The organism is Pseudoalteromonas sp. AS84 (assembly GCF_038900255.1).
Taxonomy (GTDB): domain Bacteria; phylum Pseudomonadota; class Gammaproteobacteria; order Enterobacterales; family Alteromonadaceae; genus Pseudoalteromonas.
The window spans coordinates 12,942-35,668 of the sequence record NZ_JBBMQY010000023.1; the positions used below are offsets into that span (position 1 = coordinate 12,942).

At 39.8% G+C, this 22,727-nt stretch carries 17 protein-coding genes; 3 read left to right on the forward strand and 14 right to left on the reverse strand.

Features of this window, described 5'->3' with window-relative positions:
* Positions 1-236: 236 nt before the first annotated feature.
* The 5 genes from WNY79_RS17900 to WNY79_RS17920 all read right to left on the reverse strand — a co-directional run bounded on the left by WNY79_RS17900 (position 237) and on the right by WNY79_RS17920 (position 6,504).
* Positions 237-896: a flagellar brake protein gene (locus WNY79_RS17900; protein ID WP_342876523.1), complete on the reverse strand. Its 660-nt coding sequence runs from the start codon at positions 894-896 to the stop codon at positions 237-239.
* A 32-nt stretch (positions 897-928) separates the two neighbouring features.
* The gene (locus tag WNY79_RS17905; protein ID WP_007584186.1) at positions 929-2,380 is read right to left on the reverse strand and encodes a TrkH family potassium uptake protein; all 1,452 of its coding nucleotides are present in this window, start codon (positions 2,378-2,380) and stop codon (positions 929-931) included.
* Positions 2,381-2,476: 96 nt separating this feature from the next.
* Positions 2,477-3,091 carry a YigZ family protein gene (locus WNY79_RS17910; protein WP_342876524.1) on the reverse strand — a complete coding sequence of 205 codons (615 nt, stop codon included), beginning with the start codon at positions 3,089-3,091 and terminating at the stop codon, positions 2,477-2,479.
* Between the two features lie 88 nt (positions 3,092-3,179).
* Positions 3,180-4,502 carry a Xaa-Pro dipeptidase gene (gene pepQ / locus WNY79_RS17915; protein WP_342876525.1) on the reverse strand — a complete coding sequence of 441 codons (1,323 nt, stop codon included), beginning with the start codon at positions 4,500-4,502 and terminating at the stop codon, positions 3,180-3,182.
* Positions 4,503-4,617: 115 nt separating this feature from the next.
* Positions 4,618-6,504 carry a transglycosylase SLT domain-containing protein gene (locus WNY79_RS17920; RefSeq protein ID WP_342876526.1) on the reverse strand — a complete coding sequence of 629 codons (1,887 nt, stop codon included), beginning with the start codon at positions 6,502-6,504 and terminating at the stop codon, positions 4,618-4,620.
* A gap of 193 nt (positions 6,505-6,697) precedes the next feature.
* Here WNY79_RS17920 and fadB point away from each other — a divergent pair, with 193 nt between their 5' ends.
* Together fadB and fadA are read left to right on the forward strand one after the other, a co-directional pair.
* Positions 6,698-8,857, forward strand: coding sequence for a fatty acid oxidation complex subunit alpha FadB (fadB, locus tag WNY79_RS17925; protein WP_024599953.1), 2,160 nt, complete (start codon positions 6,698-6,700; stop codon positions 8,855-8,857).
* A 4-nt stretch (positions 8,858-8,861) separates the two neighbouring features.
* Positions 8,862-10,031 carry an acetyl-CoA C-acyltransferase FadA gene (gene fadA, locus WNY79_RS17930; protein ID WP_342876527.1) on the forward strand — a complete coding sequence of 390 codons (1,170 nt, stop codon included), beginning with the start codon at positions 8,862-8,864 and terminating at the stop codon, positions 10,029-10,031.
* A gap of 75 nt (positions 10,032-10,106) precedes the next feature.
* Here fadA and WNY79_RS17935 read toward each other — a convergent pair whose 3' ends face one another.
* Both WNY79_RS17935 and WNY79_RS17940 read right to left on the reverse strand, forming a co-directional pair.
* Entirely contained in the window at positions 10,107-11,141 is a 1,035-nt protein-coding gene (locus tag WNY79_RS17935; protein WP_342876528.1) for a Fic family protein, read from the reverse strand.
* Positions 11,142-11,186: 45 nt separating this feature from the next.
* The gene (locus tag WNY79_RS17940; RefSeq protein WP_342876529.1) at positions 11,187-12,071 is read right to left on the reverse strand and encodes an RNA-binding domain-containing protein; all 885 of its coding nucleotides are present in this window, start codon (positions 12,069-12,071) and stop codon (positions 11,187-11,189) included.
* A gap of 151 nt (positions 12,072-12,222) precedes the next feature.
* On the opposite strand from WNY79_RS17940, the gene tusA reads away from it, so the two are divergent.
* The gene (tusA, locus tag WNY79_RS17945) at positions 12,223-12,462 is read left to right on the forward strand and encodes a sulfurtransferase TusA (RefSeq protein ID WP_024591281.1); all 240 of its coding nucleotides are present in this window, start codon (positions 12,223-12,225) and stop codon (positions 12,460-12,462) included.
* Positions 12,463-12,548: 86 nt separating this feature from the next.
* Here tusA and WNY79_RS17950 read toward each other — a convergent pair whose 3' ends face one another.
* The 7 genes from WNY79_RS17950 to dnaA all read right to left on the reverse strand — a co-directional run bounded on the left by WNY79_RS17950 (position 12,549) and on the right by dnaA (position 22,238).
* Positions 12,549-12,998: a hypothetical protein gene (locus WNY79_RS17950; protein ID WP_024591280.1), complete on the reverse strand. Its 450-nt coding sequence runs from the start codon at positions 12,996-12,998 to the stop codon at positions 12,549-12,551.
* 76 nt (positions 12,999-13,074) lie between these two features.
* Positions 13,075-15,144 (reverse strand): glycine--tRNA ligase subunit beta, encoded by a 2,070-nt coding sequence (gene glyS / locus WNY79_RS17955; RefSeq protein WP_342876530.1) that lies wholly within the window; start codon positions 15,142-15,144, stop codon positions 13,075-13,077.
* 2 nt (positions 15,145-15,146) lie between these two features.
* Positions 15,147-16,049 carry a glycine--tRNA ligase subunit alpha gene (gene glyQ, locus WNY79_RS17960; protein ID WP_007584197.1) on the reverse strand — a complete coding sequence of 301 codons (903 nt, stop codon included), beginning with the start codon at positions 16,047-16,049 and terminating at the stop codon, positions 15,147-15,149.
* A gap of 134 nt (positions 16,050-16,183) precedes the next feature.
* Positions 16,184-18,610: a DNA topoisomerase (ATP-hydrolyzing) subunit B gene (gene gyrB / locus WNY79_RS17965; RefSeq protein ID WP_024599958.1), complete on the reverse strand. Its 2,427-nt coding sequence runs from the start codon at positions 18,608-18,610 to the stop codon at positions 16,184-16,186.
* 12 nt (positions 18,611-18,622) lie between these two features.
* Complete coding sequence (gene recF / locus WNY79_RS17970) at positions 18,623-19,717, reverse strand: DNA replication/repair protein RecF (protein ID WP_342876531.1); 1,095 nt, start codon at positions 19,715-19,717, stop codon at positions 18,623-18,625.
* Positions 19,718-19,732: 15 nt separating this feature from the next.
* Positions 19,733-20,836, reverse strand: a complete 1,104-nt coding sequence (gene dnaN / locus WNY79_RS17975) for a DNA polymerase III subunit beta (RefSeq protein WP_024599960.1) — start codon at positions 20,834-20,836, stop codon at positions 19,733-19,735.
* A 13-nt stretch (positions 20,837-20,849) separates the two neighbouring features.
* On the reverse strand, positions 20,850-22,238 hold the full coding sequence (gene dnaA / locus WNY79_RS17980; RefSeq protein WP_010555148.1) for a chromosomal replication initiator protein DnaA: 1,389 nt from the start codon (positions 22,236-22,238) through the stop codon (positions 20,850-20,852).
* Positions 22,239-22,727: the final 489 nt, after the last annotated feature.

The window sequence follows — 22,727 nt, forward strand, 5'->3', positions numbered from 1 at the left end:
AGTTATGTTTATATAAAAAGATACATTTTTAAATGCATGGTTTTAAAATGAGTGGTTTTAAAGAGTAATTGAGATAAATTTTAACGAGGTAGATTTAATAACACAAAATAAGCTGCCAAAAACAACACTTAATGTATTGTTTTATATTAATAATATTTTTAATTATGAAAATAATAAAAAATATTTTATAAGCACTGACATAAAACGCCTTTTTGTTGCAAATAAGCGAAAGCTATTTATTCGACGGTAGGTTCGAGTGCAGAAGGGTCTATAAAATGCTCTTTCATAAAGGTTTTCATTTCATCTTCGCTTGCTAGTAGCTTAATCCCACAGTGCACACCTTCGGCATGCTCTTTAACACTGCAAACTTCACCTTCAAAGTCTTTATCGCTGCTATTAAGTATGACAGTGCATTGCATATCTTTAATGCTTTCAACTTGCTGATCGCCTCTAATATCAAACATTACACCGGTAAGTGAAATATCTTTAATAAGGCCTTCAAGTACCCTGTCGTCACTTAGTTTTAGTTTTGCAGGTAGCAAGGTAGGTATTCGCGTTTGCGAGCGTAGTGAAAATAACTGCACTTGCTTAGGGTAGTTAATAAACACGAGCTTAGCCGGGTGAGAAGCTACCGACATAATTTGTTGGCGAAACGCTATAACTTGCCCACCACTGCCTTCAATAAGCGCTCTTACAACAATCATTACACCATCTCGTAAATAGTCAGTCGCGGCCGGCAAACGCTTGGCATTAGGATAGTTTAAAATAATGAACTGTTTATCGAGTAAACCAACTAATTCAGTTTTAACACGCTTACTGCTTGTAGGTGTTAATATTTCTAGGTCGACTAAGCTGCCTACACCTATATGCTTTAGCTTTTCTAAATTTGTTGGCATATCCCTTTCCCAATGATGAATTTATTGGCTTTTTACCCACGCCAAAATGTAGGCGTAAATAGCACTAATAAAGTAAATATTTCTAAACGGCCAAACACCATTGCAATGGTAAGCAACCATTTAGCACCATCGGTTATAGCGCCGTAATGCGAGGCTACATCACCCAAACCTGGGCCTAAGTTATTTAAACAAGCCGCAGTGGCTGAGAATGCAGTTATGTTATCCATACCCGTGCCCATAAGCGCTAACATAATAATAATAAATACCAATGCATACGCAGAGAAAAAGCCCCACACAGCCTCTACTACTTTATCTGGCAATGCCTTTCGACCCAGCTTGATTGAATATATAGCACGAGGATGCACCAAACGATTAAGCTCACGTACACCCTGCAAGTAAAGTAAAAACACACGCACTACTTTCATACCACCACCGGTAGAGCCTGCACAGCCACCAATAAAGCTCGAAAATATAAGTAAAATAGGTAAAAACAAAGGCCATGTTGAAAAGTTATCAGTAGCAAAGCCTGCTGTTGTACTCATTGAAACAGCTTGAAATAGCGCCTGATCGAGGGTTTCATCGCCATTAGCAAATATTTCATTAGAGGAAAGCACAGTAAAACAAATAACCACCAGCGCTAATTGAATACACAAAAACACCTTAAACTCAGGGTCTCGAATATAAACTTGTATGTTACGACTAGCCACTGCGGCGTAGTGCAGGGAGAAGTTAACGGCGGCAATAATTAAAAAGAACACACAAATAAAGTTAATTACAGGGCTATCAAAGTGCCCCATGGATGCATCATAAGTAGAAAAACCACCTATCGCGACCGTTGAAAATGCATGACATATAGCATCAAACCACTCCATTCCCGCAGCCCAATAAGCCAGCATACAAGCAATCGTAAGCGACACATATATATACCAAAGATGCTTTGCTGTATCGGCAATTCGCGGGGTCATTTTAGAATCTTTTACAGGCCCTGGTATTTCAGCGCGGTACAACTGCATACCACCAACACCTAGCATGGGGAGTATAGCAACAGCGAGTACAATTATACCCATACCGCCAAACCACTGGAGTTGCTGGCGATAAAACAACACCGACTTGGGTAAGTACTCAATACCGGTAAGTACTGTAGCGCCGGTGGTGGTTAAGCCAGAAAATGCTTCAAACACCGCATCGGCGAGCGATAAATTAGGTTCTTGTAAAAAGATAAGCGGCAAGGACGCAAACGCCCCAAGTACCAGCCAAAACAAAACAACAATTAAAAAGCCTTCACGTGCTTTTAAGTCACCGTTTTCATGGCGGTTTGGGTAATAAGCCATCATGCCAATAACAACACTAAAGATAAATGCTAAAACAAAAGGAACACCACCACCGTCTTTATATATTAAAGACACCAGTGCCGGTGGCACCATGGTAATACTAAACAGCGCAACAAGTTGGCCAAGAATTTTTATGATGGTACGAAATTGCATTTAGCTTGTCGCTTTTATTATTAGTAAATTCAGGCTGAGTAGTATCAACCAAATTAAATAGGGTCAGCATGCATTACATGCAATTTGTCTAGGTTATTACTCTTTAATAGTTAACTCAACTGCGCCGTGACTTAAATCAAAAATATCTTTGATTGCTTGCTGAGCTTCGCGACTATCTATTGTAATCACCCAATCAATATTAGCAGTAAATTGCTTCTCAATATTAAGCACTTGATACTTTGTTTTTAATAACTGCTCAATCGCACCTTGCATGCTGTACTCGCTACTCCCTGTAATTTCAACACTGGGAACTTTAAGTACCGTTTGCAATTTTACTAATGCATTATTTAATGAGCCACCATAAGCACGTACTAATCCGCCCGTGCCTAATTTTATTCCGCCAAAGTAACGTGTAACAACAGCTGTGATTTCGCCAAGGCCTGAACCCACCAGTACATTTAACATAGGCTTTCCTGCCGTGCCATTGGGTTCACCATCGTCCGAAAAACCATAAACATGACTACCACCGGGGTTGCCTGCCACATGTGCCCAGCAGTTATGACGCGCATCGCTATACTTTTCTTCAATGCTTTTAATAAATGCTTTGGCTGAATTTAAATCGGGGGTATGTGCAATGTGGACTATAAACGTACTTTTTTTAATTTCTTCTTGGTGAAAAACGTCAGCAGCAGGATATTTATATTCAGGCATATTTTAAACTTGTAAAAAGGGGGCCAAAAGGCCCCTTTAAGTAATGTACGTATTTTAACGTGTATAAATTAATTAGTGTTAACTAGAATTAATCGAGTTCTAAATTACGCGTCATATTCTCTAGGCTATCTTCGTGAACAATAATGTTATCTTCAATACGAATACCGCCAAATGGTTTGAATGACTCAACCTTTTCCCAATTAATAAACTGTTTATTATCGGTTTGCGCTAAATCACTAAGCAGTGAGTCAATAAAGTATAAACCGGGTTCAATAGTAAACACTTGGTTTTTTTCGATCAGGCGAGTACAACGCAAGAACGGATGCCCTTCAGGCGATGGCTGATGCGTGCCCTTTTCGTCACTCATAAAACCGCCCATATCATGCACTTGTAAACCTAGGTGGTGCCCTAGTCCATGCGGGAAGAAAGTAGAGGTAATTTTACGCTCTACAATTTCCTCAGCGGGTAGGCTAACAATTTTAAAGTCACTCAGTATTTGTGCAATACGGTTATGGCATTCAACGTGTAAATCACCATAAAGCATACCCGGCTTCAAACCTTTACCTAGTTCGATTTGTTGAACCGTCATCGCTTGTACAAGCTCGGCAAACTCACCCTGCTTTTTAAAATCATACGTACGAGTAATATCAGCGGCATAACCATTAAAGTTTGCACCGGCATCTATTAAAAATGAGTTATGTGTTTGTGGCGCTTTTGGATCAAAGTGCGTGTAGTGCAAAATAGCGCAGTTTTCGTTAAGTGCAACAATGTTGCCATACGGCATTTCATTTTCGCTTTGACGTGTAGCCATTAAGTACGCTTGCTGAATATCGAACTCACTGCCGCCATTAAAAAATGTATCGCGTGCAGCTTTATGTCCATCTACTGCAATGCGGTTAGCGTTGCGTAAACACTCAAGCTCGTACTGCGTTTTATAAGCGCGGTGGTAATGAAAATAGTTAAGTACAGGCTCTGGATTCATAATACTAAAACCAAGTGCTTGTGCTACTTCAATGTACTCACCCATATAAGCGTACTTAGCTTTATCGTATGGTAATAACTTTTCAACTTGATCAGGTTGCAGTAATAGCTCTATATCAAAGTACTCAGCCCAAAAGTCGCGAGGCTCATCTGGTACTTTATGCCAAAAATCTACCGGGCGATAAAATATTAGTTTTGGCTTGTCGCTACCATTTACCACAATCCAGCAATGAGGATTATCAATAACCGGTAACCACGCTTTAAACTGTGGATTAACTTTAAATGGATAATACATATCATCTAAAAACTGGCGCTTAGCTTGGCCTGAATGAATTACTAATCCTTCTAACCCTTCGCTATTACAAATTGTACGAGTACGCTGTTGCAGTGTTGCAATATGTTCGGCATATAAAACGGCTAATTTATCCATTGTTAATCCATCTGTTAAATTTAACTTGCTTCGAGTCTACCACTTATACGCTGGGCGCTCAAAAAAGGGGATATCTAAACGCATTAAATATCCCCCTACTTTAAACTTATGTTTACTAACCGCCCATTTTCATATCTAGTAGCGGCGCTAATACATTACCTTCTCGGCCCATTCTTGTATGGTAAACCTGTCTGTAAGCAAATACATTTTTTACGTAATCACGGGTTTCACGATACGGAATAAGCTCTACCCACAACTCAGCTGGAATAGCTTCATCAGGCAACCAACGCTTTATACGATGATAACCCGCATTATAAGACGCCGTAGCCAGCACTTCGTTACCGTGGTTTTTCTTTTTCAAGTACTGTAGGTAACTCGTACCCAACCTAATATTTGTTTTAGGTTGATATAAACGACTACTCGTAACGCTGCTTTTATTCACATAGTCTGCCGTACTTGGTAATAACTGCATTAAACCACGTGCATTAGCATGCGAGCGAGCATCTGGTGCAAAAGAACTTTCACGCCTTGCAATAGCAATACTCCATGCAACATCTATTTTACTGCGCTTACTGTAGCGCTCAAATACATCCTGAAACGCAAATGGAAAGCGTTGCTCTACGTTATCCCACGCTTTAATTTTTGCTAAAGTAAAAATAGTGCTGTCGTGCCAACCGAGATCGGTAGATAGCTGTGATGCTGCCAGCTTTTCTTCATCGCTAGACGTATCCGTTAAATAATTCCACTCCCGGCGCGCCGACGTAAAGCGCTCAATATCATAAAGTGCTTTTGCACGTTTAAAGCCTGGCGCATTACTTACTTTATCTACAAGCATTTGATCAACAGCTAAAGGTTGATTATTTAAATCAACGGGCAATCCTAAACGTGCTGCTGCTAAAAAGCCGTAATAATCACGATTAGCCGCTACTTTTTTCCAAATATCGTCTGCTTTTTGCTGCTCACCACGTTTAGCATAGCTATAAGCTAACCAATATTGCTGGCCAAGGCTTAAGTTTTCTTTACCCGTAAAAAACGCAGCTATCCCTTCCCAATCTTGGATTTTAAGCATATTGCCCAATTGCCACTGAATAAGCTTGCTGTCTAGTCGCTCTTTTGGCACTTTATTTAGCCAAAAGCTCGCTTGTTTATGCCCGCTTGAAGCAAGTGACAATGCAAAGGTGTAATACACACCCGCTTTTTCCTCGTCACTGTACTTAAATATTTTTTCTAACTTTTCCCACGCCTTCAAAGCAAGCTCTTTATCGCGCCATATTAGACGCTTAACACCATAAAGTGCTATTTCGCCTTCTTTAGCCGACTTATTTTTATATCTATATAATCCAGCTGCAGCGCTTGGATCTTTACGTACTTTTAAATATAAATCTGCTAAGTAGCTTTCATTTTTAGGTAACAGCGTTTTTAAATAAGGTAATAAGCTTTGCGTACCGCCATCTGCAGCGAGTGTAACGCGCTTCCAAACGGTTTCTTCTTTCATGTAGCCTTTTTTGCGCCACTGTGAAAACAAACTATCGCACTCGTTTGGCTGCGACTTACCCACAGCCCATAGGTCAGTTACCTGATTAAATATTGCTTTTTCAGGTGCGCCCAAATCCAGCTGAAAATTTAGATAAGTACAGGTAAGCCCAGTATTAGACGTTTCACGATAATTACGAATATAAGCTGCTTTTTTGTTTTTCTTTTTTAAATACTCTAACCACGCTTTGCGTACCGGCCACTCAAGCGGAGTATGTTGATATATGTTTAAATAGTCTTCTATTTCTGCTTGATACTTAATATTTGGATGGCGCTGCCAATATGTTTTTTCAACGTAAGGTTTCAACGGATGATTTAAGCCACTAACCGCTTCTTTAAAGTCTTGGTAGCTTCCGTACCTTACTTTTTTTTCGGCATCTAAAAATGCCTCGTTATCGATACTTGCCTCGGCAGAATAAAGAGGGAAAATGAATGCAGCTGCCGCAACACTTAATAAATATTTTTTCATAATGTCCTTTAATAAAAAATTAAAGTAGTGAATAAAAACTTTTCAACCACCTTAGCACCAAACCAGCTATATTTTAACCAGTCGATTGTAACCGAGTTAAATTTTTCGTTGCATTTTTAATTTAAAGCAAGCACACTGATTGAAATGCAAACTCATCGTACCAGTCTTAGTTCGTCAACTAGGGAGAATAATAATGTTATATAAAAGCGATTCCTTTGAAGTTAGCTTCCTAAAGGAAAGCATCGCCGAGTTTAAGTTTTGTGTTGCAGGTTCTGTAAACACACTATCTCAAAAAACTCTTTCAGATTGCGCAGCAGCATTAAAAGAATTAGCCGCCAATACTGATATTAAAGGCATGATTTTTACCAGTGATAAAGAACACTTTATTATTGGTGCCGATATCTTCGAATTTTTACCTACTTTTACTAAACCTGAAGAAGAATTAGTAGTGTGGATCAAAAACGCAACCGACGTTTTTGATGCGATCGAAGATTTACCATTTCCCACTCTAAGCGCTATAAACGGTATGGCACTTGGCGGTGGTTGTGAGTGGGCACTTGCTACCGATTATCGTGTGGCAAGCGAAACAGCTAAAATGGGCCTACCAGAAGTTAAACTTGGTATAATGCCAGGGTTTGGTGGCACAGTGCGCTTACCACGTATCATTGGCGCCGATAACGCAATGATGTGGATTACCTCAGGCGCCGAAAATCGCGCAGCAGATGCCCTTAAAGTAGGTGCGTTTGACGCGGTAGTTAGTGCTGACAAACTTTTAGAATCAAGTGTATCAACACTTGAGCTAGCGATTTCTGGCAAGTTAGATTGGCAAGCAAAACGCAACGTAAAACTACAACCACTTAAATTAAACCGTGTTGAGCAAGGCATGAGCTTTGCTATGGCAGAAGGTATGGTAATGGGTAAAACCAAAGGCCACTATCCTGCACCGGTTATGGCTGTACGTACTATTAAAGCAGCGGCAAACTGTACTCGCGATGAAGCAATGGCAATCGAAAACGCTAACTTTGCTAAATTAGCACGTACACCAGAAGCAGCTGCACAAACAGGTATTTTCCTAGCTGACCAATACATTAAAGGTAAGGCACGTAAATTTGCTAAGCACAGCGATGTAGAAATTAAGCAAGCCGCTGTATTAGGTGCTGGTATTATGGGAGGCGGTATTGCATACCAGTCTGCTTATAAAGGCACGCCTATTATAATGAAAGACATCCAACAAGATGCACTTGATTTAGGTATGGGTGAAGCGTCTAAGCTATTAGGTGCAAAAGTTAAGCGTGGCCATATGCCAATGGAAAAAATGTTGGCAACTCTTAGCAAAATTAAGCCAACACTTAACGAGTCAGATCTACAAAGTGCCAACATTATTGTTGAAGCCGTTGTAGAAAACCCTAAAGTTAAGCAAGCAGTACTAGCGGATCTTGAAAAGAACATGCCAGAAGGCACTGTACTTACTTCAAACACATCAACTATTTGTATTGATTTACTAGCACAAGCGCTAGATAAGCCAGAAAACTTCTGTGGTATGCACTTTTTCAATCCAGTGCCAAAAATGCCATTAGTAGAAATTATCCGTGGTGCAAAAACATCAGATAAAACTATTAATGCAGTAGTTGATTACGCGCTTAAATTAGGTAAATCGCCAATTGTTGTTAACGATTGCCCAGGCTTTTTTGTAAACCGTGTTTTATTCCCTTACTTTGCAGGTTTTAGCAAGTTAGTGGTTGAAGGCGCTAACTTTGCAAAAGTAGATAAAGTAATGGAAAACGTATTTGGCTGGCCTATGGGTCCGGCTTACTTACTTGATGTTGTAGGTATTGATACAGCATTCCATTGTACTGGCGTAATGGCTGACGGTTTCCCTGAGCGTATGGCTCGTGCGGATAAAGACCCTGTAACTATTTTTGCTAACGAAAAACGTTTTGGTCAAAAGAACAAAGCCGGTTTTTATAAATACGAAACAGATCGTCGCGGTCGTCTTAAAAAGTCTCATGACGAGACAGCAATTGAGCTACTAAGCCCAATTACAGACGCACCAAAAGAATTTGATAAACAAGAAATCATCGACCGTTGTATGATTCCAATGATCAACGAAGTACTACTTTGCTTGCAAGAAGGCATTGTTGCCTCGCCGCAAGAAGCAGATATGGCATTAGTTTACGGTGTTGGTTTCCCTCCATTTAGAGGCGGCGCGTTCCGTTACTTAGATCAAACTGGTTTAGCTAACTTTGTTGCAGCAGCAGACAAATACGCTCACCTAGGTGCGATTTACCAAGTATCTGAACAAACTCGCAAGTGGGCCGAAGAAGGTCGTGTTTTCTATAAGGTGGAAGGTTAATATCATGAATAATCCAGTAATTGTAGATTGTATCCGCACACCAATGGGTCGCTCTAAAAGTGGTGTATTCAAACATAAACGTGCTGAAGACTTAAGCGCACATTTAATGAAAGGCTTACTTGATCGCAACCCAGCAGTTGATCCAGCATCAATTGACGATATTTATTGGGGTTGTGTACAGCAAACATTAGAGCAAGGCTTTAACGTAGCACGTAACGCAGCATTACTTGCCGGTATCCCACACAGCGTACCTGCTGTAACGGTTAACCGTTTATGTGGCTCTTCTATGCAAGCATTGCATGACGCAGCACGCGCAATAATGACAGGCGCTGGCGACACTTACCTAATTGGTGGTGTTGAGCACATGGGTCACGTACCTATGACTCACGGCAACGACTTTCATCCAGGCTTAGCAACATCAATTGCACAAGCGTCTGGCTCTATGGGCTTAACAGCAGAATACCTTGCAACGCTTCATGGCATTAGCCGTGAGCAGCAAGATGAATTTGCTTATCGTTCACATCAACGTGCACAAGCTGCCACAGTTGAAGGCCGTTTCCGTCGCGAAATTTTAGCAATGGAAGGTCACGATGCAGATGGTTCGCTTATCTTAGTTGAAGACGACGAAGTAATTCGCCCAGAAACAACAGTAGAAGGTCTATCAAAGCTTCGCCCTGTATTTAATCCTACATCGGGTACGGTAACAGCCGGTACTTCTTCTGCACTTTCTGACGGCGCATCTGCAATGTTAGTAATGAGCGAAGAAAAAGCTAAAGAACTTGGTTTACCAATTCGTGCGCGTATTAAAGCAATGGCAGTCGCTGGTTGCGATCCATCAATTATGGGTTACGGCCCAGTACCAGCAAGTAAAAAAGCACTTGCACAAGCCGGTATTACAATTGATGACCTAGGCGTAGTAGAACTTAACGAAGCCTTTGCAGCACAATCATTACCTGTAATGAAAGATTTAGGGTTAATGGATGTTGTTGACGAAAAAGTGAATTTAAATGGCGGCGCAATCGCACTTGGTCACCCACTGGGTTGTTCGGGTTCGCGTATTAGCACATCGCTTATTCACTTAATGGAAGACAAAAATGTACGATACGGTTTAGCAACTATGTGTATTGGTTTAGGCCAAGGCATTGCAACTGTATTTGAACGTGTTCAAGACTAATTAGTTTAAACATGTAAAACCATCTTGGTGATTAAAAAGGCGAACTGATTTTATTCAGTTCGCCTTTTTTATTAGCTAGCTTGTTGTATATCCCTGCATTGGAGAGTTAGGCTTATATGGAAATGCCATATTGAGAACTCCATCTGAAACCATAGGTTTTAAATAGTTCTGTCTTAAACTTTGAGGTTTGCGATCAAGTAAAGCTTCTAATACTGAGACTGATATATAATGCCCTTTACATAACCTACATATTATCTGCTTCATAGTATCGACATCTAAACGCCTCTGCTCTCTAGCTGTAGCCCCTAATGCGTTAAGCTCAGCCCTATAAAACTCAGTTAAAGTATCTAACTTATCAACAAATGGCTTATCTATCATCTCACTGATAAACCTTCCTTTTTCATCTCTCTTAACAGGGCTCTTATCTAATTCGGAACCCTTATGCGTTAAGTTATCTACGGTATGCGTTAAGTTATCTACGTTATGCGTTAACCTATTAAACTGGGTTAACGTATTTGTGAATACATCTTCTGGTGATGGTAGCTCCATTCCCGGTAAGCTATAGGATTTATCTTTCTTTTCTCCACTTGAAACTAAGAAACCTTTATCTACCAATCGTGGTAATGCTAAAGTTACATCTCTTGAATGTTTGCTTGTGAGTTGACAGGAGCGTTCATGGTTCACCCAACCTTCAATAGCAGCTGTTGTTACAATCATTTGCTCTAATTCATTAAGAGAATAAAATGCATCTCCAAACAAAGAAGCTAAGAGCTCTGTTATTTCTTTTGGAATCAAACTGACCGTAGACAGTTCCAGCAGAGTTTGTTCTGATGGAATATGCTTCTCATAAAGTTTTGGTGTTCTCCAATTAGCCCATTTCCACCCACTATATATTTTTGGAACACCTGAACCGGCACGTTCACCTGCACCTATCATTAAGAACATTTGATGCATCCTACGATTTCGGCAGTCACTCTCACCACCTTTCACAGCTAACTCAGGAGGCACACGCATTAGACCTGGATTACGAAAACCAAATAAATCGGGGCGTTTAACAATTAAAATAGAGCTTCTACCAGTATAATCGGCATGAACAAGTGTATTTACCAAGGCTTCCCGAATTGCTTCATGCGCTTTAGAATCATCAAGACGAACTCAACCTTGAAGGTCGAATGGAACTTTAAGTTCAGTAGTTAGCTTTCTATAAGTTCGCCTGTAAAAGTCAAAAATATTGCCTGACCAAGAGCCATCAGGATAAAGCCTATCTATCCAGCGCTCTGTATTTGCTTCATCTCGCTCACGGTAATCAACAAAGTAGTTTGGCATCGCTTCCTGAATAGCCTCCCACGTACCAAACATTAAAATCCCAGCCAGGGTTATACCTTCCTCTTCTGACGATCTATCTTTTCTCCAACCACCTAACTTCTTAAACATTTCAAAAAGATCTAACTCCAACCAAGTATGTTGCGGCTTGGCTACTGAAAATAAATTTTTATAAGCCTTCAAGCTATCTAAATCTATATCATCGAAGTTAAACCCTTTTAAAATTTTATCATCTCTACAACTCTCAACCTGTTCAGCCATCATTCTTTTAACTTGCTCTTCATCACAACGATGATCACCTTCGTGTAATCGAACATAAGTTTCTTTCATTGGCTGATTATTCAAGAAAATAGGCTTACTCTCTCGTTTTGCCGAGGGTATTTTTACAATTAATAAATTTTTATTATTTATTGTAATTTGCTGGGTATCATCATTTGATAATAAATTAATATTAACTTTCGCTTTATTATTTGCAATATCAAATAACTGTTTTTGAACAAGAGCTATATCTTGGATACCAGCGATGGACAATAAGCCTTTTCTCTCTCTTACCCCTAATACAACATAACCACCGCGACTATTAGCCATTGCACTATAAGTCGGCCAAAAGTCATCTGGTAATTTTCCTTTACCATCTTTACCCTGAGCTAATTTAAACTCTAACTCTTCAGACTCAGAAAGTGCCTGTAAGTCCTCTTCATCAGTAATCTGGAACATAAATCTCAATTCTTTTCTAAATTATCTACACTGCTCTTAGTAGATTAAGCAAAGTTTATATTAGGAACAATTCTGGTACAGCTTTATTTATTTATATATCAAAGCTAGAATAGACGCCATATTATTCCTTACTCTAACTAATAAGCTAACCATGAGCTTTGATAACACCGATCATCAATTAAATGCCATAGGCCTTCGTTGCCCAGAACCTGTGATGATGGTACGTGCTGCCATCCGTAAAATGAGCGATGGTGAGACGCTATTAGTAACCGCTGATGATCCATCAACTACCCGAGATATTCCAAGTTTTTGTACGTTTATGGACCACACTCTGGTAGCTAAAGATGCGGACGAAACACCATATAGATATGTCGTCAAGAAAGGGTTGTAACCTCTATCAACTATCAGGAATTTGTACTAACTCTTATCTAACGTGTTTCTAAATTCAATCTGCTGATAACTTTCCATTTATAGCTGTTACTTCTTAGTTATCGTCACTTGTGGCCTGTCGTAGTCGCTGTAATCAATGCTTACTATGTACGTGCCTTTTATTGCTGGTGTGAAACTAAAGTAGTTATAAATAGTATTACAGTCTGCGATAGCTGGCTGGCCGAGTGTTAAGCTTTGCCCTGCTGGTTGTGCGTCGCTATAACCACAGTTATAACCTTCGCTAAAATCGGCATCTGCTATTTTAAATTCGTACACTTTACCAGGCGTCGAAAATTTCACTTGTGCTTGATAAAGCGCTGGTCCAACTGGCGCAAACTGATACTGGGGCTCTGCATCCCACAGTGTAAAGTCGCCACGTAAGTAAATTGTGCGATCAAGCTCTTGCTGTGGCAATACATCGTTAATCGAAATTTGGCTTGTACAGGCAGTAAGTAAACCAGCAATTGCTAAGGTTAAAATTCGTTTCATAGAAATCATCAATGGGGTTTTCCTTTGCATACAGTGAAAACTAAAAAGCCAGCAAAACGCTGGCTTTTAAAATTGCTAATCGGTGTTATTTTTGTAAAACAGAAATATCTGCAATACCTAAAAACAATCCGCTTAACTGGCTTAATAGCGCAAGACGATTTTGCTTAACTGCTTCATCGTCGGCCATAACCATTACGTTGTCAAAAAAGTTATCAACACTTTGTCGAATACCGGCCAATTGGCTTAATGCTTCTTGGTAGTTACCGTCTGCATAAAGTGGTGCAAGGTCAGTGGCAAATTTTGCTACTTGTGATGCCAATACTTTTTCAGCATCGTCGCTTAATAAGCTCTCATCAACACTACCTTGGCTGGTAATGTCGTTTTTAGCCAGAATATTACCTACACGCTTATTAGCTGCTGCAAGCGCTTCTGCTGCGTCTAATGTGCGGAAGTGACTCACAGCCTTAACACGGCGATCAAAATCAACAGGTTTAGTCGGACGACGTGCAAGCACAGCTTGAATTACGTCTACTTCAATCCCTTCGTCTTGATACCAAGCACGGAAGCGCCCTAGCATAAATTCAAATACATCAGCTGATACATTTAAGTTAGTTAACTTGTCGCCAAATAATGTTTGCGATTTAGCTACTAGGTCTAAAATATCAAGTGGTAGTTCTTTTTCTACCATAATGCGAAGTGCACCAATAGCAGCACGACGAAGCGCAAATGGGTCTTTGTCACCTTTAGGTGCTTGGCCTATACCAAAAATACCCACCAGCGTGTCAAACTTATCAGCAATCGCTACTGCGCAGCTAATTAAGTTTGTAGGTAAGTTGTCGCCTGCAAAGCGTGGCATGTACTGCTCGTTTTGTGCTATGGCTACATCTTCGGCTTCACCGTCGTGGCGAGCGTAATGCATTCCCATTACACCTTGTACGTCGGTAAATTCCATTACCATTTCAGTCATTAAGTCAGTTTTACTTAATAAGCCTGCACGCTGTGCTAGCACTTTATCAGCACCTAATTGCTCAGCAATATAACCTGCAAGCTCACTAATACGCTGAGACTTATCTTTAAGCGTACCAAGTTGTTTTTGGAACAATACGCTATCAAGCGATTCTAATCGGCTTTCTAGTGTTTTCTTTTTATCTGTTTCAAAGAAGAACTGTGCATCTGCTAAACGCGGGCGCACTACTTTTTCGTTACCAGAAATAACTACTCTTGGATCTTTACTTTCTATGTTAGATACAAACAAAAACTTATTTAAAAGTTTTCCGTTTTGATCTAATAACGGGAAATATTTTTGATCGTCTTTCATGGTATAGATTAACGCTTCGGCTGGTACATCTAAAAATGCTTCTTCAAATGTTGCCGTTAAAGTAACTGGCCACTCTACAAGTGATGTTACTTCTTCTAGTAAATCTTCATCCATTGCAACAACAGCATTAACTGCCTTTGCGGCCTCTTCTATTTGCGTACGAATTTGCGCTTTACGTTGTTCGTAATCGGCAATAACGTAAGCAGATTTAAGTACGTCAAAAACGTCATCCGCATGGTTTATGCTAATTTTTTCTGGGTGATGAAAACGATGACCCTGAAGCTGATTAGTTATTTTCTTACCAAGGATCTCGCCTTCAAGTAGCTCATCACCAAACAAAATAGTTACCGTATGCACAGGACGAATAAATTGTGTTTTATTCGCGCCCCAACGCATTGGTTTAGGAATTGGTAATTTAGCCAACGCTTTAGTAATTGCACCTGTCATTAGCGTTTTAGTTTCTTGCCCTGCTACTTTAGCAATGTGCAATAACCATGCACCTTTGTCTGTTTCGAGTGTTTGTGCGTCTTTTACTTCAATACCACAACCACGTGCCCAGCCCATTGCTGCTTTTGTTGGGTTACCGTCACCGTCAAATGCGGCTTTAGTCGCTGGACCACGTTTTTCAACTTCTTTGTCTTGTTGTTTAGCTTCAAGCGCTTTTACTTGTAAACCTAAACGACGAGGCGATGCATACCAGCTTACGCCTTGGTGTGCTAATTCGAGTGTTTCTAGCTCTGCAGTTAAGTTTGCAGCAAAAGCTTCTGCTAATTTACGCAGTGCTTTTGGTGGCAACTCTTCGGTGCCAATTTCTACTAATAAATTTTGTGCTGACATACTTACTTATCCTTACACAGCGGGAAACCAAGCGCTTCGCGTTTGTCATAGTAACTTTGTGCACACGCTTTTGATAACGCACGAACGCGTAAAATATAACGTTGACGTTCTGTTACCGAAATAGCGTGGCGTGCGTCTAATAAGTTAAAGGCATGCGATGCTTTCATTACTTGCTCGTAAGCCGGTAGTGGTAAGTTTGCTTCAATTAACTTTTGGCTCTCTGCTTCACATTTATCAAACTGAGCAAATAAGTCTTCTACGTTTGCGTGTTCAAAATTGTAAGTAGACTGCTCTACTTCATTCTGATGGAATACGTCGCCGTAGGTTACGCGCCCTAACGGCCCGTCTGCCCATACTAGGTCGTAAATACTATCTACGCCTTGAATGTACATTGCTAAACGCTCTAGGCCGTAAGTAATCTCACCTGTTACAGGTGAACACTCAATACCGCCTACTTGTTGAAAGTAGGTAAACTGCGTTACTTCCATGCCGTTTAACCAAATTTCCCAACCTAAGCCCCAGGCACCTAATGTAGGTGATTCCCAGTTGTCTTCTACAAAGCGAACTTCGTGAGTTAGTGTATCGATACCCATAGCCGCTAAAGAGCCTAAGTAAAGCTCTTGGATGTTATCTGGCGATGGCTTTAAAACAACTTGGAATTGATAGTAGTGTTGTAAGCGATTTGGATTTTCACCGTAACGACCATCGGTAGGACGACGACACGGTTGCACGTATGCACTTGCCATTGGCTCTGGACCAATAGACTTTAAAAATGTTTGCGGGTGAAATGTCCCTGCGCCCACTTCCATATCAAGTGGTTGAATAATGACACAGCCTTGCTGCGCCCAATAATCCTGTAAAGCCAGGATCAAACCTTGAAAGGTTTTTACGTCATATTTTTGCATATTTGGCTTTTTACTATCTAAGAAGTAGCGTGAAAATTACCCTTAGTATACCGTGTGTACACTCAGGTTTTAAGCAGTTTGTGTAGAAAATAAAAAGGAGCCATTAGGCTCCTTTTTCAATGTAAGTAATATTTTTACACGTCTAGGTTAACTACACGTAGTGCGTTATTTTCAATAAACTCACGACGAGGCTCAACTTGATCGCCCATTAAGGTTGCAAATAATTGATCCGCGCCAACAGCATCTTCAATAGTTACTTGCAACATACGACGAGCACTAGGATCCATTGTTGTTTCCCACAGCTGGCTAGGGTTCATTTCGCCTAGTCCTTTATAGCGTTGAATATAGATCCCACGCTTAGATTCTGTGATCAACCATTCCAAAGCATCCACAAAGTTATCAACAGGTTTTGTTTTCTCACCACGTTGAATATATGCACCTTCACTAAGGATGTTTGCGATATGAGTACCAGTCACAGCAATGCGTTGGTAGTCACGTGACGCAATAAAGTCATAATGAAGTACGTGCGCTTTATCAACACCGTGCTGACGAATATTCACAACCGGGTAATACATATTACGCTCAGTGTCATGCTCTGTACCTGCATGGAAAATAGTCGCATCTTCATCACGTTCAACTAGGTCATCAACTAACTCTTTTGTCCAAGCAATTACTTTCGCTTCGTCAGAAAGGTCATCCGTTTTTAACTCTGTTTGATAGATTAAGCGTTCCATTACCGTGTTAGGGTATTTACGTTTTAAACGCTCAATTACTTTAACTGTGTTTTGATAATCGTGAACGATTTCTTCTAGTGCTTCACCTTCAAGAGCTGGTGCATCTGTACTTGCATACAACGCAGCACCATTAAGAGCTAGCGATGTTAGGTATTCAACTAATGCAGGGTCATCTTTAATATAACGCTCTTGCTTACCTTTTTTCACTTTATAAAGTGGTGGTTGAGCAATATAAATATAGCCGCGTTCTACAATTTCAGGCATTTGACGATAGAAGAATGTTAATAGTAACGTACGAATATGAGAACCATCCACGTCCGCATCGGTCATGATGATGATACGGTGATAGCGTAATTTCTCAGGATTATATTCGTCACGACCAATACCACACCCTAATGCAGTAATTAGTGTTGCTACTTCTTGTGAAGATAACATTTTATCAAAACGTGCTTTTTCTACGTTTAAGATTTTACCCTTAAGTGGAAGAATAGCTTGGTTTTTACGGTTACGTCCCTGCTTGGCTGATCCGCCAGCAGAGTCCCCTTCCACTATATATAGTTCAGATTGGGCAGGATCTTTTTCTTGGCAATCAGCCAGCTTACCTGGTAAACCAGCTAAGTCCATTGCACCTTTACGACGAGTCATTTCACGGGCTTTACGCGCCGCTTCACGAGCACGTGAGGCATCAATAATCTTACCTACAACAATTTTAGCATCAGTTGGGTTTTCTAATAAAAACTCAGTGAATTTTTCAGCCATTGCTTGTTCAACTGCAGACTTAACTTCACTTGAAACTAGCTTGTCTTTAGTTTGTGATGAGAACTTAGGATCAGGAACTTTTACACTAACAACAGCCGTTAAGCCTTCACGGGCATCATCACCGGTAGCATTACTGGTTGTTTTAGCTTTTTTGTTAAAGCCTTCTTTTTCCATGTAGTTATTAAGTGTACGTGTTAGCGCTGATCTAAAACCGGCTAAGTGAGTACCACCATCACGTTGTGGAATATTATTTGTGAAACAGTAAATGTTTTCTTGGTATGCATCATTCCACTGCATTGATACTTCAACGCTAATACCATCTTCTTCACGTTCGTGAGTAAAATGGAATACACCTTTATGTATAGGTGTTTTATTACGGTTTAAGTATTCAACGAAAGCTTGAATACCGCCTTCGTATTTAAAGTGATCAGATTTATTTTCTTCACGTTCATCATTTAAAATGATGCTCACACCTGAATTTAGGAATGAAAGCTCGCGTAAACGCTTAGCTAAAATTTCGTAATGAAAATCTAAGTTTGTGAATGTTTCACCACTTGGCCAAAAACGTAATTCAGTGCCCGTAGTTTCAGAGTCACCAATAACAGCTAGAGGTGCATCTGGAACGCCCATAGTGTAAAACTGCTCATGAAGTTTACCTTCACGGCGAACTGTAAGTTTTAGCTTTTCTGAAAGTGCATTTACAACAGAAACACCAACACCGTGTAAGCCACCTGATACTTTATAAGAGTTATCATCAAACTTACCACCGGCATGAAGTACCGTCATAATAACTTCGGCTGCTGATACGCCTTCTTCTTCATGGATAGAAGTTGGAATACCACGACCGTTATCTCGTACTGAGACAGAACCGTCTAAGTGAATCGTTACATAAATATCATCACAATGACCTGCTAAGGCTTCATCGATCGAGTTATCAACGACCTCAAACACCATGTGGTGTAAGCCTGTGCCATCATCGGTGTCCCCAATATACATTCCAGGACGCTTTCTTACTGCGTCTAATCCTTTAAGTACTTTAATACTCGACGAGTCATAATTCTCAGACATGGTTAATCCCACTTATCTTGTTATTAGGTTGCCATGTTTCACGTGGAACATTTGTAGTTCTCGTTGCATGGGTTCCACCACAGCAGAAATACTTTCAGACAAAATTGAAGAGATAAAAATTTGAGAACTGCAGTGAGCAAGTAATTGTCCCACTTTCTCTTTTGTATCTTCGCCTAACTCTGAAGGTAGATCATCTATTAGCAATATAGATTGCTTATCTGTCTCTGACTCAATTAAGCTATTTTGCGTAACTTTTAACGCATACAATAATAGCTTCAATTGACCGCGTGAGAATGTATTCTCCACGCTGTTGCCAGCGACACTAAAACTAAAATCGGCCTTATGAGGGCCTTTACTTGTAAACCCTTGGCGAGCATCTCGCTCAAAGTTTTGCTCTAACGCATCTGCAAGAGATTCGGTCTCTTTCCAGCCTGCGTTAAAGGTCATTTCTAAATCACATACAAGCGTTAATTCTGCACACATTTTATCAAAAAACTGCTGCTTAAACCTACTTATATACGCCAATCTTAATTTATTTATTTCTTCAGCCAGTCTAACAAATTCTTTGTCCCAAAACTTAATTTGGTCAAAATAATTCTTTGGCTTAGTTTTTAACAATGCATTACGCTGTTTAAGTACTTTATTAAACGATTGCCACAAAAAAAAGAACTCATGTTCCACGTGGAACAAACCTAAATCTAAAAACTTTCTACGCTCTTTCGGCCCACCAAAAAATAAGGAATAACTCTCTGGTGTAATAATTTGCACTGGCATGAGTTGAGCTAGTTCAGATATTTTACGGCTCGCTTTTCCTTGGATTTTTAAATTAGTTTCACCCGTTTGAGTTTTGCTAATGCCAATAGGAATAGATAAGTCGTGAATTGTTTTGCGCCCATGAATTACAAACTGCTCATGCTGATGCGCGATAATACTTTTGTGTTTTGGAGTACGAAAAGATTTGCCGTGAGAAAGGTAATAAATAGCCTCTAAAAGGCTGGTTTTTCCGCTGCCATTTTCACCATAAATTATATTAACGCCATTGACTGGTTCTAGCGTCAGTGCCTCAATATTACGAAAATATTTGAGGCTCAAATGACTTAAGCTCATTATGTATTTATAATCTTATAAACGCATAGGCATAACAACATACATTGCTTCTTCATCGCCTGCACCTTCAATTAATGCACTGCTATTTGAGTCAGCTAATGTAAATAGTACGTCTTCTGTTTTTAGTGTGTTTAGTACGTCTAATACGTAAGACACGTTAAATCCGATTTCTAGGTCAGCACCTTCGTAACTTACTTCAACAACTTCTTCAGCTTGTTCTTGCTCTGGGTTGTTAGCCGTAATTTTTAATAAACCGTTTGATAAGTTTAAGCGTACACCACGAAACTTTTCATTAGATAAAATAGACACTCGTTGAAACGCATTTCGTAACCATTCACGGTTAGCTGTAATTACCTTATCCCCACCGCGTGGTAATACTCGACGGTAATCAGGAAAGCGCCCATCAACTAGTTTACTTGTAAATGTAAACTCAAGATCGATGATACGAATATGGTTGGCACCAAACTGAATTGTTACCAATTCGTCGTCAGCGACCATAAGACGCATAATTTCTTGCACACCTTTGCGAGGAATAATTAATTGGCGTTGAGTATTAAGCGATTGCGTTAATTGCTTTTGCGCTATAGCCAAACGGTGACCATCTGTCGCCACTGTTTTTATATCGGTATTATCTACTTCAAACGACATACCATTTAAGTAATAACGTACGTCTTGATTTGCCATTGAAAAATGCGTGCTTTCGAGTAACTTACGAAGCTCTAAACGAGTTAGTTGAAACTCAACCTCTCCGTCCCACTCTTCTAAATTAGGAAAATCATCAGCAGACAAAGTCGTTAATGAAAAACGGCTTTTACCACTAGTTAAAAGTAATTGATGCTCTTGCAAGCTTAAAGTAATGTCTGAACCATCTGGTAGACTTTTACAAATATCGAGTAACTTTTTAGCGGGTAACGTTAGTTTTGTATCGGCAATATCATCACCTACAAATACACCAGAAACTAGTTCAATTTCAAGGTCAGTACCCGTCATTGAAAGTTGTCCGTTTTCTACCACTAACAATACGTTAGATAAAATTGGCAACGTGTGCTTGCGCTCTATTGCGCCAGACACTTGCACCAATGGCTTTAAAAATTGTTGTCTTGATATTGTTATTTGCATAATAAAGTCAGCCCTAAGATGACAATGTTCTTATTAAATTTTGGTAATCTTCTTTAATTTCGTGGCTTTCGTCACGTAGTGATTTTATCTTACGACATGCATGTAATACGGTCGTATGATCGCGTCCACCAAATGCGTCACCAATCTCAGGTAAGCTGTGATTAGTTAATTCTTTAGATAATGCCATAGCTACTTGGCGCGGCCTCGCTATAGAGCGGCTGCGGCGCTTAGATAACAGATCAGATATACGAATTCGATAGTACTCAGCAACAGTGCGCTGAATATTGTCTATGGTAACCAGTTTATCTTGCAAGGCAAGTAAATCGCGTAGCGCTTCTTTTACAAAGTCGATAGAAATTGGACGACCCGTAAAGTTCGCATTAGCGATTACACGGTTAAGTGCACCTTCTAATTCACGTACATTCGAGCGTAATTTTTTTGCAATAAAAAAGGCAACTTCGTGTGGTAAGTTAATCTTACTTTGCTGGGCTTTTTTCATCAAAATAGCAACACGCGTTTCAAGCTCTGGTGGCTCAATCGCAATTGTTAATCCCCAACCAAAACGTGATTTTAGCCTGTCTTCAACGCCTTCAATCTCTTTAGGATAACGGTCAGAGGTTAAAATAATTTGTTGGTTACCTTCAAGCAATGCATTAAAGGTATGAAAAAACTCTTCTTGTGAACGCTCTTTGTTAGCAAAAAATTGAATATCATCAATCATCAATGCATCAACACTACGGTAATAACGCTTAAATTCTTCTATCGCATTATTTTGAAGTGCCTTTACCATGTCTTGAACAAAGCGTTCTGAATGCATGTAAACAATTTTAGCATCTGGCTTATTTGCCATAATGCCGTTACCTACTGCATGTAATAAGTGAGTTTTACCTAAACCAGTGCCACCGTATATAAATACAGGGTTAAAAGCAGAGCCAGGATTGTCGGCAACCTGTGTGGCCGCAGCTTTTGCTAATTGGTTTGATTTACCTTCAACAAAGCTATCAAAAGTATAATTTTCTTTAATGTTAGATTTGTAACCTGACTTAGGTGCAGGTTCAACAACTGGCTTTTGCTCGCGAGGCTGTTGTTTTGCTGAAGCGTGTGCACTTGGTGCTGATTGAGTTTCTATAACCGGTGCAGCTTGTGCATTTAATAAAGGTTTACTACCTACATCAAAACGTAGTTTTGGTGCTTCAACACCACAAATTTCTACTAGTAATTCGTTAATTCTATTTAGGTACTTTTCTCTCACCCAATCAAGCACAAAGCGATTAGGTGCATAAATCGTCAAGGTATCTTCGGTACTTTCTGCTTGTAGCGGTCTTACCCACATACTGAATTGCTGCGAAGGCAACTCATCTTGCAATACATATAAACAACTTTGCCAAACCGACAGATACACAGTTAAACTCCCAGAGATATAATTTTTATTCCCGCACATCATTAATGATTATAAATCATACATTTATTGCGTTCAAATGGTCCAATAAGCGACCCAAGACCGCGTATTATGAAGACACTTTATCCACAAGTAAAAGATTGATTTTTATAAAATTGTTGATATCGATGTATAAAATCATTAACAAGCTGATTTAAAACAGTTTTTATTTTAGATCCTGAGAGGAGATCATAACAAAATAACACCAAGATCGCGAACCAAATTTACGATCCAATTTACTTTTCCCCTGCTTTTATTCACTTTTTATACAAGGGCTGTGGAAAACTTCTTATTTATGATGATCCTAACAGATCGCCTTACATGATCTCTCATATAGTAGTAAGTGGGTTATATACCCTTAACGTAATTATGATTGACTTTACATTACTTACTCTATAATATCTCGCGCTCGCAATGGCACCTATGCCAGGATCGCGACCTGTATAGGATGTT